The 16,544-nt window shown below is 29.7% G+C and carries 14 protein-coding genes; 6 read left to right on the forward strand and 8 right to left on the reverse strand.

Annotation, left to right across the window (positions count from 1 at the left end; translation table 11 throughout):
* Positions 1-32: 32 nt before the first annotated feature.
* The 8 genes from hypF to edd all read right to left on the reverse strand — a co-directional run bounded on the left by hypF (position 33) and on the right by edd (position 9,996).
* A complete protein-coding gene (hypF, locus tag AVBRAN12640_RS05120) occupies positions 33-2,153 on the reverse strand; it encodes a carbamoyltransferase HypF (protein ID WP_336608673.1) in 2,121 nt (706 codons plus the stop codon).
* Positions 2,137-3,279: a hypothetical protein gene (locus AVBRAN12640_RS05125; protein WP_267524024.1), complete on the reverse strand. Its 1,143-nt coding sequence runs from the start codon at positions 3,277-3,279 to the stop codon at positions 2,137-2,139. Before AVBRAN12640_RS05125 ends, hypF begins: the two co-directional genes overlap by 17 nt.
* A complete protein-coding gene (locus tag AVBRAN12640_RS05130) occupies positions 3,269-3,841 on the reverse strand; it encodes a HyaD/HybD family hydrogenase maturation endopeptidase (RefSeq protein ID WP_214120221.1) in 573 nt (190 codons plus the stop codon). Before AVBRAN12640_RS05130 ends, AVBRAN12640_RS05125 begins: the two co-directional genes overlap by 11 nt.
* Positions 3,838-4,485, reverse strand: coding sequence for a Ni/Fe-hydrogenase, b-type cytochrome subunit (gene cybH / locus AVBRAN12640_RS05135; RefSeq protein WP_214120222.1), 648 nt, complete (start codon positions 4,483-4,485; stop codon positions 3,838-3,840). The genes AVBRAN12640_RS05130 and cybH overlap by 4 nt, the downstream gene beginning before the upstream one ends.
* A gap of 1 nt (position 4,486) precedes the next feature.
* Positions 4,487-6,193 (reverse strand): nickel-dependent hydrogenase large subunit, encoded by a 1,707-nt coding sequence (locus AVBRAN12640_RS05140; protein WP_336608672.1) that lies wholly within the window; start codon positions 6,191-6,193, stop codon positions 4,487-4,489.
* A gap of 3 nt (positions 6,194-6,196) precedes the next feature.
* Positions 6,197-7,294 carry a hydrogenase small subunit gene (locus tag AVBRAN12640_RS05145; protein ID WP_214117931.1) on the reverse strand — a complete coding sequence of 366 codons (1,098 nt, stop codon included), beginning with the start codon at positions 7,292-7,294 and terminating at the stop codon, positions 6,197-6,199.
* Between the two features lie 268 nt (positions 7,295-7,562).
* Positions 7,563-8,189: a bifunctional 4-hydroxy-2-oxoglutarate aldolase/2-dehydro-3-deoxy-phosphogluconate aldolase gene (locus tag AVBRAN12640_RS05150; protein ID WP_336608671.1), complete on the reverse strand. Its 627-nt coding sequence runs from the start codon at positions 8,187-8,189 to the stop codon at positions 7,563-7,565.
* 10 nt (positions 8,190-8,199) lie between these two features.
* Positions 8,200-9,996: a phosphogluconate dehydratase gene (gene edd, locus AVBRAN12640_RS05155; RefSeq protein WP_336608670.1), complete on the reverse strand. Its 1,797-nt coding sequence runs from the start codon at positions 9,994-9,996 to the stop codon at positions 8,200-8,202.
* A 112-nt stretch (positions 9,997-10,108) separates the two neighbouring features.
* On the opposite strand from edd, the gene AVBRAN12640_RS05160 reads away from it, so the two are divergent.
* The 6 genes from AVBRAN12640_RS05160 (at position 10,109) to AVBRAN12640_RS05185 (ending at position 16,544) form a co-directional block, all read left to right on the forward strand.
* Positions 10,109-11,389 carry a glucose-6-phosphate dehydrogenase gene (locus tag AVBRAN12640_RS05160; RefSeq protein WP_214120225.1) on the forward strand — a complete coding sequence of 427 codons (1,281 nt, stop codon included), beginning with the start codon at positions 10,109-10,111 and terminating at the stop codon, positions 11,387-11,389.
* A gap of 1 nt (position 11,390) precedes the next feature.
* Complete coding sequence (pgl, locus tag AVBRAN12640_RS05165; protein WP_214117927.1) at positions 11,391-12,062, forward strand: 6-phosphogluconolactonase; 672 nt, start codon at positions 11,391-11,393, stop codon at positions 12,060-12,062.
* Positions 12,043-13,014 (forward strand): glucokinase, encoded by a 972-nt coding sequence (locus AVBRAN12640_RS05170; protein ID WP_336608669.1) that lies wholly within the window; start codon positions 12,043-12,045, stop codon positions 13,012-13,014. Before pgl ends, AVBRAN12640_RS05170 begins: the two co-directional genes overlap by 20 nt.
* Positions 13,014-14,651, forward strand: a complete 1,638-nt coding sequence (gene pgi, locus AVBRAN12640_RS05175; protein ID WP_336608668.1) for a glucose-6-phosphate isomerase — start codon at positions 13,014-13,016, stop codon at positions 14,649-14,651. Before AVBRAN12640_RS05170 ends, pgi begins: the two co-directional genes overlap by 1 nt.
* 58 nt (positions 14,652-14,709) lie before the next feature.
* Positions 14,710-14,868 (forward strand): hypothetical protein, encoded by a 159-nt coding sequence (locus AVBRAN12640_RS05180; protein ID WP_336612959.1) that lies wholly within the window; start codon positions 14,710-14,712, stop codon positions 14,866-14,868.
* A gap of 167 nt (positions 14,869-15,035) precedes the next feature.
* A complete protein-coding gene (locus AVBRAN12640_RS05185; RefSeq protein ID WP_336612960.1) occupies positions 15,036-16,544 on the forward strand; it encodes a site-specific DNA-methyltransferase in 1,509 nt (502 codons plus the stop codon).

Genomic DNA, 16,544 nt, shown 5'->3' on the forward strand with positions numbered 1-16,544 from the left:
AAAAAGGCGAGATTTTAACAATAAATAATAAATTAATCCTTAAAATCCATATTGTTTAAGAAATAGTTTAACTGCCCTAAAGCTATGCAGCCATCGTTTATCGCTTCATTTTTTGGAGTATAGAATTTGTATTCTTTATCATTTAGCAAAAGATTTAAAATGCTTTTATTACAAAACACCCCGCCACTTAAAATCGCCCTTTTGTTAGGGCTTAAAAACTTAATAATATAAACAATGGTATTAATAAATTTTGAACAAGCTAAAACCTTGCTTTCATTTAAGCAAGTTGCAAAAATATCCTTATAAATAATCTTATTATTTTTAAACTCAATTTTGTAAATATCTTTGATATTTTCATCATAAAAGCTCTCAATAAGCATTCCTGAATGTGCTTCAAATTCATTTTTCTTAATCCCTAAAACTAAAAAGGCAAAAGCATCAATAATTCTACCTAATGAGCTAGTATTTATAGTGCAATTTTGCAATGCTATATCATAATTTAGATTAGTTTCACACGGAATTTCGTATTTTTTTAAAATACTATAAGCTAATAATTCATTATTTTTTACATTAACTAGCTTAAACTCATCAAAACAAAAGGCTGTATTTATAGTGTTTTTAGTAATATCTAGCACTTCGCCACCACTTATATGATGTTTGTTTTTATATCCTGTTCCATCAAAACAAAATGCTCTAATATTTCTTAGTCCAATACTCATCGCATGGGCTGCGTGATGGTAGATTTTTATAATCTTTGTATTTTTGCTAATTCCTATTTCAAATTCTTTTGTTATTTTTTCGCTATGAATGAAATGTGGGTGTAAATCACACAAAACATAATCAAATTTAATCTTATAATTTTTCACAAAAAATCTTAGAGTTTTTACAAAATGATTATAAACACTAATATCCTTTAAATCCCCAATATAAGGCGAATTAATACAAAACCCATTTATGTATATTAAAAACTCGTTTTTTTCTTCCATTCCAAGAGCTAGGATATTTATATTTTTTTTAATTTTATGCTCGTAATAAAAAGGTCTAAAGCCCCTAGCACTTCTTAAATGATGGTATTTATTGGCTACAACTTGCCCTACACTATCATCAATTTTGTTAATTATTTTTCTATTATGATTTATTATTAAATCAGGTTTTAAAATCTTAAAATCACTTTTTTTAGAATAAATCATCTCGCCACTTTTGTTTGCACTTGTAGCTACTATTGCAAAATCAAGCTCTTTAAATAATATATGAAATATTGGAGCACTTGGCAAAAATACTCCGATATTTTTAAAATCAAAATGTATATTAAAAGCACTCTGATTAAGGCTTTTTAGTAACAATATAGGTCGCTCTTTGCTCTTTAAAATACGCTCTTCAAACTTAGTAAAACTAGCATATTTTTTCGCCATTTTTATATCTTTAACCATTATTGCAAGTGGTTTTAAAGCTCTATTTTTTAGCATTCTTAATTTATTTACCGCATTAAAATCATTAGCATTGCATAATAAATTAAACCCACCAACACCTTTTAAAGCTACTATTTTTCCAGCTTTTAGATATTTAACAGCCTTTGCTAAATCAAAATTAAGCTTAGCCCCACAATCATTACAAGCAATAGGCTCTGCGTAAAATCTCCTATCATTAAGATTATTATATTCACTATCGCAATTTTTACACATTTTAAAAACACTCATAGAAGTATTTGTTCTATCGTAAGGGATTTTAGAAATTACACTAAATCTAGTGCCACAATTAGTGCAATTTATAAAAGCGTGATTAAATCTTCTTTTTAATTTAGGATTATTAAGCTCTTTTATACAATCTTTACAAGGAGCGAAATCAGGCAAAATCACTGCTAGATTATGCTTATCTTTGCTTGGTTTTTTAATAACAAAATCATTATAAGTTTCATTTGTTTTAATTATTTTTACTTTTTCTATACTTGCTAATGGACGATTTTTTTTAAGAATTTGTTTTAAGTCTTTTATAAAAACTTTTGCTATTTTTTCATCACAATCAAGTGCTAAGCTAACTCCTAAAGTATCATTTAAGATATAGCCATTTAGCTTTTTTGCTTTGGCTAATTTGCAAACTTCAGGGCGAAATCCAACTCCTTGCACCCTGCCACTAAGCTTAATTAAAACACTCACAATTAGCCCATTTACTGAACTTAAATTGCTTGTTTAAAAACGCATTGTAATTTAAAAAACTCTGATAATTCATAAGCTTTGAACAAATCTCACGCTCGTTTTCATTAAGTTTTCCTATCATTAAAACAAGTGCTTCAAAAACACCAACTTCTATTAAAGCTGCATTTGCTAATCTAAAGCTCATAATTGATGAGATAAACTTAGCTACATTTAAGCCATCTTCATTAATCTCACAATCAATTCTAACTCCCTTTGTATAAGTATTTGGCACTACTTTTAAAATATCAGAATCTAGCAAAATATCTGCTAATTTTATTAATGAAAATATATTTTTATTTTCTAAACTAAACTCATTTAAAATGAACTTTTTTTGATAATTTTTTAATAATTTTTCGCCTTGTTCTAAGCTAAGTAATAATTTTATTAATTCATCTTTATTTTTAGGGACATTAAAGCTTAATTTATCAATATTAAAAGCAGTTGATAATTGATTTGAATACGGATTATTAATTACACAAAATGTATCAGCAAAAGGAGCTATTAATAATAAATCTTTAGGCTTTTTTACAAAATAAAGCTCATCTGCATTTTTTAACTCATTAAAAAGCTTTTTGCTATTAGCAAATGATACATATAAAAAATCTCCTAAATTATGTGCTTTTTTATAAAGTGGTTTTAAAGCTAATTTCACAAATGGTTTTTCATAAGCATTAAGTAAAATTTGAGTATTTTTATCACAAATAAAAGCCTTTTGTAATAATTCATAATTAGCAATTATTACAAAATCACTTTTTGTTGTTTTAGTATAATCTAACTCATTTAAACCTAAATCATCAAAAACTTCATCACATAAGTTTAAAGGCAATCTTGGAATTTCAATTTCAAATTCTTTTGTTTTTTGTGTATTTTCTAGCTCTATTTTAAAATCTTCTAAAAATAAAAAATAAGGTATTTTTTTAAAATATTCATTAAAGGCTAAAACTTTATCTTCATTATCATCTATAACTAAAGAAAACTCATCATCTTCATAATAAAGCTTATAATTTACATTATTTATCTTGGCAATTTTTAGTAAAAATAATCCGAAATCTTTTAATTTTATTTTGAAATCATATCTAATTAACACTGCTTAAATTCCTATAATTTTCTATCGCTTGTTCTATACTAAAATCATTTTTAAATTCTAACAAAAATCCATCTTGTTTAAGCTCTTCTAAAAGACATTTTTGCATTAAAGCAAAAGATTTTTTAACCTCATCGCTTAAAGATATTTTCATAGGTTCAAGTCTTTTAGGCACAATGCCTAAGATTTTGCAAATTGGCAAATCGCCTACTAAACTCATAAAATTAAGCATCATTTGCATTTCAAGTTCGTGAGCACTTCCTTGATAATTTATATTACTTGGCACTTTGTCATAGTCAAAAAACACAACATCGCCCACTTCTAAATCATCAGCATTTATACAATCAATCACATAAACTTTATCAAAATCAGCAATTATATGAGCTAAATTCATAGCCATCGTCCCGCCGTCTAAAAATACTAATTGATGCGAATCTTGATTTTTAAATTCTTCTTTAATATAAATATTAGGAGCTAGATTTTTCCTAAAATACTCAAGAAAAATAACTCCAGCTCCTTCATCTCCTATTAAAATATTTCCAATTCCTAGGACTAAAACTCTCATTTGTATTTATATCCACTAAAAATAGCGTCCATTGCACCATCTTTACCTTTAATTGCATTAAACACTGCCATATAAATATGAACACCAACAAAAATCATAGTAACCCAAGTTAAAATATGATGAATTATCCTAACATTTGCAAGTCCGCCAAACATTACTTCAAATGGTTTAACAAAAGGAGTTATTGCACCAGCAAAACCTTCGTGATAAACATTAATATATAACACAAAACCTGTGATTATTAATAATGCTAAAACAATATAAAAGAAAAAATAACTCACAAATTGAAGTGGATTATATACACCTTTTAAATGTGGGTGTTTTCCTAAAAACAAATAAAACTTAATTTGCTCTATCCATACTCTTAAACTAAAGCAATCTTTAATACTAACTCTTTCTTTTTTGCTAAGTTTATCAAATATAAAAAGATAAAGTTTAAAAATAAAACAAGCTAATAAAACAAACCCAGCTACATTATGCACGAAACGAAATTTAGCCTGCATAAATAGATTTGGCTCGGTTGATTTATCAGGTGCAATAAACACACTAGCAATATAAAAGCCACTTATACAAAGGGCTAAAATAGCAAATGCTCTTAGCCAATGAGTTGCTCTAAGCCCTATTGAAAACTCATAATGTTTCATATCAAACTCCTACTTTATATTCGCCTAACTTATTACCTTTTTTATCTAATACATGCACAGCACAAGCAATACAAGGATCATACGAATGGATTTTTCTAATAATTTCAAGTGGCTTGGTTAAATCTTCAATCTTTAGACCAATTAAACAAGCTTCATAAGTTCCCATTTTACCATTTGCATCTTTTGGACTTGCGTTCCAAGTAGATGGAACTACTGCTTGATAATTTTGCACTATACCATCTTTAATTCTAATCCAATGACTTAGCATTCCCCTAGGAGCATTACCTATAAAGCGACCTTTGTATTCTTTAGAATTATCTATTTTATATGGAGCGCAAGTGCTTTGATCTACTTTTAGATTTTCAACTAAACTATCAAGAGCTTTAAGTGCGTGTTCGCTTATTATTTTTGCTTCAATCATTCTTGCTGCAGTTCTTCCTAAAGTGCTAAGTAAGTCTTTAAGCTCAATATTTAATTCAGCTAATAAAGCATCAACTTCTTTTGTAACGATTGGATTTTTAGCTAAATAATTTACAACTATAGTAGCAAGTGGTCCTACTTGAACAGGTAAATTATCATATCTTGGAGCTTTAATCCAGCTATATTTTCCATTCATATCAAATACTTTAGAATCTTCTAATTCGCCTTTAGCGTTTAGAGTTTTTTCATCTTTTAGACCTGTATAATTTGGCTCTTGTTCGCCATCATAAGGGTGTAATGCTTTATCGTTTTTATACCAAGACCTTGTTGCTTCTTCTGTGATTTTGCTCTCATCAATAGCACCTAATACAGGATTGCTTAGCATATTAGTTACAATTCCATCTTTAAATAAATAATCATCTCCTAAATAAAACTCATCAGCACACATAAAATTATCAACACCAACATCATTCATTACACTTGGCTCATTTTTATAAACAGCTGCAGCCATCTTAATATCAGCCAAATAAGCACGATGAATAAAATCGCTAATTTCTAAGAATTTAGTTTTATACTCGCCAATTCTAGCAGGGTCAAGTATATCCATAACGCAAGTTACACCACCTACGGTTAAGCTTTGTGGGTGTGGTTGTTTTGCACCAAAAATAGCCATTAATTGTGCTGCTGTTCTTTGCACTTTTAAGCATTCTAAATAATGACTTAACGCTACTAAGTTTTGCTCTGGGCTAAAGCGATAAGTTTTATGTCCCCAATAAGCATTCGCAAATATTCCTAATTCTCCTTTATCTACGAATGTTTTTAATTTTTCTTGAACTGCTTTAAGTTCTCCTACACCACAAACTAAAGGCTTATCACACCATTTTAAAGCTTCAGCTTCAGCTTTTGCTGGGTCAGCACTTAAAGCACTCACTACATCAACAAAATCAAGCCCGTGTAATTGATAAAAATGCACACAATGATCGTGCATATATAAAGCTGCATTCATTAATGTTCTTGTAAGTTTTGCATTTTTTGGTGGAACTATACCTAAAGCATTTTCAGCCGCTTCAATACCTGCTCTGTAATGCGAATAAGTGCAAACTCCACAAATTCTTTGAGTCATAAAGCCAACATCTCTAGGGTCTCTTCCTTTTACAATAGTTTCAATTCCACGCCATAATGTTGAACCTGCATAAGCATCAGTTACTACATTTGCATCATCAACTATTACTTCTACTCTTAAATGTCCTTCAATTCTTGTAATTGGATCTACTACTATTTTTTGCATTTTTTATTCCTTGTCTTTTTTAATTGCTGAAATTGTTGCGTGAGCAGCTATTGCTACTCCTGTTAGAGTTAAAACACCAATGCCTATTTTATCACTCATAGCATCAGCACCCATTCCGCTAAATACACTTTGAAATAAATGTGATTTTAAAGGTTCTTCGTAAGTTCTCATACTATCCCAAAAATCAGGCTCAGAGCAACCTATACACCCATGCCCTGCACCAATAGGCCAATTTATGTGCTGATTAAATCTTTGCTTAGCACAATTATTAAATGTATATGGACCTTTACATCCTACTTTATAAAGACAATAGCCTTTCTTTGCACCTTCATCGCCAAAACTTTCTACAAACTCACCCGCATCAAAATGTCCCCTACGCTCACAATAATCGTGAATTCTATGCTCGTATGCCCATTTTGGACGATTAAAATTATCAAGTGGCATTGTTCCAAATAATAATATTTGTAAGATTGAACCTACGATATTTTTTTCACTAGGCGGACAACCTGGGACATTAATTACGCTTTTATTTGTGATTTTACTAATCGGAACTGCGTTTGTTGGATTTGGTGCTGCTGCTTGAATACCACCAAAGCTTGAGCAAGTGCCAATTGCTAAAATAGCAGCTGCATTAGCACAGGCATTTTTTGCTATTTCTTCGCCTGTATGCCCTTTAGCACCTAAAGTTAGATAAAAGCTAGAGCTTCCTGCAGGAACTGCACCTTCTACTAATAATACATATTTTCCTGCGTGTTTTTTAATAGCGTTTTCTAAATTCTCATCAGCTTGATGACCACTTGCTGCCATAACAGTTTCGTGATATTCAATATTTAAATAATCAAATATCAAACTATCAATAGTAGGTGCATCACTTCTTAATAAACTTTCACTACAGCCTGTACATTCTGCCATATGAAGCCAAATTACTGGGGTGTTACTAGCATTATTTTCAACAGCATTTGCAATACTTGGTGCAAAAGTAGCTCCAAGTCCTAGCATAGTAGCCATTCCACTAGACCATTTCAAAAAATCTCTTCTACTAAAGCCGTGTTCGCCTAGTATTTGCATTAAATCTTTTTTATTATTAGGATTTATTTGCATAATCTCTCCTTAAAAAAATTTATTAATGATAGTATTTTTTTAAAATCTAAAAGTTACAAAAAAGACAAAATAAATCTTAAAATTATTTAATTTTGATAATTGAATTTCTTATAAAATTCTTACAATTAAACTTAAAAATATTATTTTATTAAAGTTTTTGTTTGATTGGTTTATGCTAATTAAATTCTAATCTTGCTAATGTTTTTAAGTAAAGAATTTAATTTTTATAGGCTTAGTTTTCGCACTAAGCCTACTTATAAATAAAGCCTTATAAAGTATTTTTTAACTCTAAAGTTTTTCTTGCAATATTCGTGATTTCATCCCAATTTTTAGCCTTTATTAGCTCTTTTGGTGCAAGCCAAGAACCACCAACACAAAGCACATTTGGTTGGCTTAAATATTCTTTAGCATTATTTTCGCTAATACCACCCGTAGGACAAAATCTAACATCACTAAATGGCCCATAAATAGCCTTTAACATAGGCACTCCACCAACAACACTAGCAGGAAATAATTTAAAGGTATCAAGCCCATATTCAAGCCCAAGCATTAGCTCTGCTGGACTTGCAATACCTGCTATTAAAGGGATTTTATAATCAATCTCTTTTAATAATTTTTCAGTAATACCTGGACTTATTGCAAACTTTGCACCAGCATTAACAACATCTTTATATTGCTTAGCATTAATTACTGTTCCTGCTCCAACGATTGCTTCAGGAACTTCTTTACTAATTAACTCAATTGCTTTTAGCCCTGCAGGAGTTCTAAGAGTAATTTCAAGCACTCTTACTCCACCTGAAACTAAAGCCTTAGCTAAAGGTAAGGCATCATTTATATCATCAATTGCTATCACAGGAATTACTGGATTTATTTTTAAAATTTCTCTTGCATTCATTATTTTTTCCTTAAAAACTTACTCCGCCTTCTTCGGCGCTTAAACAACTATTTCTTAAAGCTTTAAAAAGCTCTCTACCACTACCTAACTCATTTGCGCTTAAATCAATATGCTTAATTTCTCTAGTTAAGAAATCATCTTCTAATACATTTAAAGTGCCATTGATTGCATCAAATTCTATCAAATCCCCATCTTTAATCTTAGCAATATTTCCATTTAACAAGGCTTCAGGACTTGTATGGATTGCTGCAGGAACTTTTCCACTAGCCCCACTCATTCTACCATCAGTAATTAATGCAACTTTATATCCTTTAGACATTAATACCCCTAAAGGTGGAATTAATTTATGAAGTTCAGGCATTCCATTTGCTCTTGGGCCTTGATATTTTACAACTGCTATGAAGTCTTTATTTAATTCGCCTTTTTCGTAAGCTTTCATTAACTCAAGTTGGTCGTTAAATACGATAGCTCTTTGTTTAATATATAAATTATCATCGCTTACAGCACTTACTTTAATTACCGAACGACCAATATTTCCACTTAAAACTTTTAGCCCACCTGTAGTGCTAAATGGCTTATCATAAGTCGTGATTATTTCAGCATTTCTGCTATTTTCAAGGCATTTTTCATAAGTAATTTCATCATCTTTTAAGATAGGATCTTTCGTATAATTACTAAGCCCAAATCCTGCTATAGTATTTACATCATCATGTAATGCACCATTATTTAATAATTCATTAATTACAAACGACAATCCACCCGCTTCATAAAAATCATTTATATCAGCCTTACCATTAGGATAAACCTTAGCTAAAAGTGGAGTAATATTTGAAATATCATTAAAATCGTCCCAATTAATAATAATTCCCGCAGCCTTTGCAATTGCAATTAAGTGTAAAGTATGATTGGTTGAGCCACCTGTTGCCATAAGCCCTACTATTGCATTTACTATACTTTTTTCATCTATCATTTTGCCTATTGGTAAAATGCTTTTATCTTTTACACCTTTTGCAAAATGTCTAGCACTAAAATCAATTATTTTTTCTCTTAGCTTTGTATTTGGATTAATAAAAGCAGAATTTGGCATATGAAGACCTAATAATTCAATCATAACTTGATTTGAATTAGCAGTTCCATAAAAGGTGCAAGTGCCTGAACTATGATACATTTTCATTTCAGTATTTAATAAATCTTGCTTAGAAATAAGTCCTTGAGCGTATTTTTCTCTAGCAATACTTTTATCAGAATTGCTAAGTCCTGTTGGCATAGGACCACTTGGAATAAACATAGCAGGTAATTGTCCAAATCTTAACGCTCCCATTAAAAGTCCAGGAACTATCTTATCACACACTCCAAGATAAAACGCCCCATCAAAAATATTATGAGATAATCCAATTGCTGTGCTCATAGCTATTACATCACGAGAATAAAGGCTAAGTTGCATACCATCATAGCCTTGAGTAATACCATCACACATTGAAGGAGTGCAGCTTGCAACTTGAACGCTTACACCTTCTTTTATACAAGATTGCTTTAATTTTAAAGGATAATCCTTGTAAGGTTCGTGAGCTGATAAAACATCGTTATAGCTTGAAATAATAGCTAAATGAGTGCTATTTGAATTATTTAATTTTTCTCTTACGCTTTCAGGAATTGCTGCATAAGCGTGAGCTAAATTAGCACAACCTAGCTTTGAGCGATTGATTTTTTCATTAGCATTATCTATTAAATTAAGATAATCTTTTCTAGTTTTTTCACTTCTTTTTATAATCTTTTCAGTGATTTCTAATAATTTTTTATTTGTCATAAATAAGCTTCTTTCATTTAAAATATTTGATTTATTATAAATAAATAAATGTTATTAATGTTAAATCCTTTTTAGTAAGATTTAAAAAATTATTTTTATTTAGGGATTATTTATGAAAACTAATTTTGATTTTTTATTATTCGGAGCTACTGGAGATTTAGCTCTTAGAAAACTTTTTCCTTCACTTTATGAAGCCTTTTTAAATGACTTGCTTCACGAAGATTTTAAAATACTTGCTACAGGTAGAAGCAAGCTTAGCTTAGAAGAATTTAAGCAAAAATTAAACGACAAATCAAAAATCCATTTAAAAGATACTACAAAATGGAACGATTTTTTAGAAAAAATATCTTATGAGAGCGTAGATATTAATAATCTTGAAGATTTTAAAAAACTTAAAAACAATTTAAGAGATGGCAAAGATACTATTATATATTTTTCAATTTCGCCTGAATTTTTCATCACTTGCTGTAAGAATTTAAGCGAATTAAATATGAATAAAGACAATGTTAGAATAGTTCTTGAAAAACCTTTAGGAATGAGTTTAAATGAATGCAGAGCAATCAATGAAAGCGTAGCAAAATATTATAAAGAAGAACAAATTTATAGAATTGATCATTATCTTGGTAAAAGTATGGTTAAAGAATTATTTGAGTTTAGAAAACAAAATCCACATTTTAATGCACTACTTAATAAAGACTATGTAAAAAGCATTAATTTATATGTTTTAGAGCGTTTAGGTGTTGAAAGTCGTGGAGAGTTTTATGATAGTTGCGGTGCTTTAAGAGATATGTTGCAAAATCATATGTTACAAATGTTAGCTTTATTTATGATTGATATTAATTCAACTAATATTAGAAAAGCTAAGCTTGAATTTTTTAACTCACTTGAAAAAATTGATTTTAAAAATGTAATTAAAGCTCAATATGAAGCTAATGAAGATAGCTTAAGTTATTTAGACGAATTAAATGTGGCTAAAGATAGTAGGACAGAAACTTTCGTATCAATTAAAACTAGTTCAAATCAAGAAAATTATAAAGGCGTTTTAATAAAACTTGCAACAGGCAAAAGAATGGCTGAAAATAAAGTATATTTTGATATTGACTTTAAAAATGGTGGGAAAATGTATATAGAAATCCAACCAAAACCTAAAATCAAATTCCTTTTAAAAATAGCCGAAGAATTTAAAGAATTTGAAATAGGAATTTGTGATATTGAAAAAATGCCACCTTATGAAAGATTACTTTTAAATGTAATTAATAAAGATTTAAGCTCATTTAATGAAAAAGATGAGCTAGAGAGTGCTTGGAAATGGGTGCAAGATGTAATTGATAATGATGATTTTACAATGCATAAATACAAAGCCTACACAAATGAAATTATTTTTAAGGACTAAGATGAGATTATTTACATTCAATGATAAAAACATAAGCGAAATCGCTTTATATAAAGAATTAGTATTTTCATTAAATGAATGTATTAATAGTAAAGGTAGCGTAAATTTTTATGTATCAGGTGGTAAAAGTCCTAAAGATTTATTTATTAAATTAAGTAAAGAAAAGCTTGACTGGACTAAAGTAAATGTATTTTTAGTAGATGAAAGGATTTTGCCTACAAACCACGAAGATAGTAATACAAATCTAGTAAAGCAAAATCTATTACAAAATGACGCTAGTAAGGCTAATTTAATTACTTGTATTAAAGATGAATTAATTAATGATTATGAAGCTTTAAAAAACCACGCTAATAATATTTATCAAACTCCTGATATTTTGATTTTAGGTATGGGAGCTGATGCTCATACTGCATCAATCTTTCCAACGGCTTCTAATTTAGATGAATTATTAAGTGATGAAAACCAAGCTTATCACATAGTAAAAACTCCTAATTACGATAGAATTAGCCTTAGTTTAGAAAGCATATTAAAAGCTAAAAGAATATTTTTAAATATCAGTGGAGATGAGAAATATCAAGTATTTTTATTAGCTTGTAAAGAAAAAAATAAAAAATATCCAATAAGTTATGTAATTAATTCAAAAGGAAATTTAGATGTCTATTACGCAAAATGAATATCCAAGATTATTAGCAGATATTGGTGGAACTAATGCTAGATTTGCATTAGAATTTAAATCAGGAAATATAGATAAAATAGAAGTCTTACAATGCAAAGACTACGATACTATAATAGATGCTGTAAGAGCATATTTAAAAGATAAAAATGTAAATGTAAAACACGCTGCTTTTGCAATGGCAAATCCTGTTACAAGTGATTTTATACAAATGACTAATAATCATTGGGCTTTTTCAATCAATACCACAAGACTTGCATTAGGATTTGATACTTTATTAATCCTAAATGATTTTACTGCTCAAGCACTTGCTATTACAAAATTAAATAGTGATGAATTAGTTCAAATTGGTGGAAGAGAAGCTGAAGAAAATTGCGTAAAAGCTGTTTTAGGGCCTGGCACAGGACTTGGAGTTAGTGGATTAATCCCTAGTAAAAATGGTTATATTGCACTATCAGGTGAAGGTGGACATGTTAGCTTTGCACCTTTTGATGAGATTGAATCAATGATTTGGCATTATGCAAAAAACAAATTCGGGCATGTATCGGCTGAAAGATTGCTTAGCGGAATGGGACTTGAGCTAATATATGAAGCTTTAGCACATAAAGAAGGTATAAATGATACTTTAGACGCTAGTAAAATTAGCGAACTAGCATTAAACGAAAAATCAGCTTTATGTAGATTAAGTCTTGATATATTTTGTGCAATGCTAGGAACAATTGCTTCAAATTTGGCATTAACTCTAGGTGCTAGGGGCGGTGTTTATATTTGTGGTGGAATAATTCCTAAGATATTAGAGTATTTTAAACACTCATCATTTAGAGCAAGATTTGAGAATAAAGGTAGATTTGATAGTTATTTAGCAGCAATTCCTGTATTTGTGGTTTTATCAAAATTTCCAGGTATAAACGGCGCTAGTGTGGCACTGCAAAATCATTTAAAGGATAAATAATGTTAAGCAAATTAAAAAGCTATGAAAAATTATGGTCTTTATACAACAAATCAAAAGATACTCATATGAAAGAATTATTTGCTAATGATAATAATAGAGCGAATAAATACTTTTTAGAAGTTGGTGGAATTAAGGTTGATTATTCTAAAAATAGAATAGATGAAGAGATTTTAAGCAATCTTATTAATCTTGCAAAAGAAGCTAATTTAGAACAAAACATTAAAGATATGTTTAGTGGTAAAAAGATTAATACCACAGAAAATAGAGCAGCTTTACATATTGCTCTTAGAAATCGTATAAATACACCTATTTATGTAGATAATGAAAACATAATGGATGATGTAAATGCAGTGCTAAACAAAATGGAGAAATTCTCTCACGCAATAAGATCAGGAGAGTGGCTAGGCTATACAAATCAAGTAATAACTGATATTGTAAATATAGGAATTGGTGGCTCTGATTTAGGACCATTGATGGCTTGTGATGCTTTGAAAAAATACGCACACCCAAGACTAAAAATGCACTTTGTATCAAACGTAGATGGCTCAAAATTACAAAATGTATTAGATAGCGTTCATCCAGAAACTACACTTTTTATAATAGCGTCAAAAACATTTATAACTCAAGAAACCCTAACAAATGCTTTAACTGCTAGAGAGTGGTTTTTAAATCACGCAGTTAATAAACGCTTTGTAGCTAAGCATTTCGTAGCAGTTTCAACTAATAAAAAAGCTGTTGAAGAATTTGGAATAGATAGTAATAATATGTTTGAGTTTTGGAACTGGGTCGGCGGGCGTTATAGTTTGTGGTCTGCAATTGGTCTTCCTATTATGATTTATTTAGGAAAAGAACATTTTTGGCAAATGCTAGAAGGTGCATATTTAATGGATTCGCATTTTAGCTCGGCTGAATATTCTAAAAACTTGCCTGTAATTTTGGCTTTAATAGGTATTTGGTATATTAATTTTTATGGTGGTGGCTCACATATAATCGCACCTTATGATGAATATTTAAAGCATTTTCCAAGATTTATTCAACAACTTGATATGGAAAGTAATGGAAAACAAGTTAGTAAAAATGGGGAATTAATTAATTACGAAACTTCTCCAATCATTTGGGGTGAGACAGGAATTAACGCTCAACACGCATTTTTTCAACTACTTCATCAAGGAACTCATATAAGTCCGATTGATTTAATAGTAAGTCTTGAAAAACCACACGATATGCCAGAACACCACGAAATTTTAATTAGCAATGTATTCGCTCAAGCTGAAGCCTTTATGAAAGGCAAAAACAAGGATGAAGTAAGAGCTGAACTTAGTAAAAGTAATTTAAGTGAAAGTGAGATAGAAAAGCTAATCCCACATAAAGAATTTTCGGGAAATCGCCCTAGCAATACGATTTTATTAGAAAGAATAAGCCCTAGAAATCTAGGTAGCCTAATTGCATTATATGAGCATAAAATATTCGTTCAAGGTGTGATTTGGGGGATAAATAGTTTTGACCAATTTGGCGTTGAATTAGGTAAAACTTTGGCTAAAACAATACTTGAAGAGCTAAGAAGTGACGTAAGTTACGAGCACGATAGCTCAACTACAAATCTAATAAAATTATATAAAGAGTTTAATAAAAAATAATTTTAGGAATTTCTTTATGAAATTCCTATTTTAAATTCCACGAAAAAAAGGAGAGAAAATGGAGCTTTTACATAAGGACTGCAAAAACAAATTAGATATATTAAAAGAACATTTTGCTGAATGTTTTGATAAAGATGGAAAATTTAATTTAGAAAAATTCCAAAGCGAAATAGCTGCTAACGGGGGGGGGATTTTACAAATGAGAGTTATAGTTTAAATTTTTTAGGCAAAAAACACGCAAAATATCTAGCAAATCTAAAACCATCAAGCTACCTTAAACAAAACGGCACATTTAATGAAAATCTAAAACAAAATCTACTCATAAAAGGCGATAATTTAGAAGTCTTAAAACACTTACAAAATAGCTATTATAAAAAAATCAAAATGATTTATATAGACCCACCTTATAATACCGCTAATAAGGATTTTGTCTATAATGATACTAGAGCTTATAAGCTAGATGATTTAATAAACGCTGGAATGAGTGAAGATGAAGCTAAAAGAGTGCTAGAGTTTAGCACTAAAAAATCAAGCTCACATTCAGCGTGGCTTACCTTTATGTATCCAAGGCTATTTTTAGCTAGAAAGCTTTTAAAAGATGATGGAGTGATATTTATCTCAATTGATGATAATGAAGCAGCTCAATTAAAGCTCTTGTGTGATGAGATTTTTGGTGAAGAGAATTTCGTAGCTGATTTTATTTGGAATAACAAATACACAACTTCTAATGATACAGATATGTCTTATCAACACGAACATATTTTTTGCTATTTTAAGAATAGGATTAATAATAAATTAAATTTATTACCAAGAAGCGAGAAACAAAATTCTGCATATAAAAATAGAGATAATGATCCTAAAGGTGCTTGGAAACCAACACCAATTCATGCAAGAAGTGGAAGTGAGCTGGGTAAATATAGTATAACTTTTCCAAATGGAATAACTTGGCAAGCTCCGATAGGTAGATACCCTAGATATTCTAAAGATAAGTTATTACAGCTATTTTATGATAACGAACTGTATTTTAATTCAAAAGGTGGAATAGATAAAAAAACTTATATTACTGAAGTTAGACAAGGAATTTCTTGTGGTAGTGTGTGGAGTTATGATGAAGTGGGGCATACACATAGCAATAATGAAGAATTATCTTCTTTGCTTGGTAAAGGTATTTTTAACGATCCAAAAGGAACTAAATTATTAAAAAGAATATTACAAATTTCAACCGATAAAGATGATATTGTCCTAGACTTTTTTGCAGGAAGTGGGACAACAGGACACGCTATTATGCAATTAAATGCCGAAGATGGTGGAAATAGAAAGTTTATTTTAGTTCAACTTGATGAGCCAATAGATGAGAAAAAGAGTAAAATTGCTTATGATTTTGTAAAAAATGAGCTTAATTGCAAGCCAACAATTTATGCAATTACCAAAGAAAGATTAATAAGAGCTGCGAAAAAAATCAAACAAGATTATCCAAACGCTACTAATTTAGACTTTAGTGAGTTTAGTATAGTGCCAAAGGACGAATTAGAACTAGAAAAAATAGAAAAACTAGATTTAAACTTAGGCGATAATCTTTTTGCACCATTTAATAACGATAAAACAAATGAAATTCTAACTAGCTATAAACTAGCCGATGGTATAGCTTTAGATGTGGAATTTAAAATAATAAATATAAACGATTATAAGGCTTATTATTGTAATAAATTGCTTTACTTAGTTTTCCCACATTTTAAAAGCGAAAATATAAAAACCCTAATGCAAAAATTACAAGATAGTGAGCTAATTTGCGAAAGAGTTATTTTATACAATGCCAGTTTTACAAGTAGCGAACATAAGAGTTTAAAAGAAGCTTTAATTAAATTAGGCATTAAATTACAAGTGAGATTTTAA

The sequence above is a fragment of the Campylobacter sp. RM12640 genome, from assembly GCF_020137595.1.
Taxonomy (GTDB): Bacteria; Campylobacterota; Campylobacteria; order Campylobacterales; family Campylobacteraceae; genus Campylobacter_E.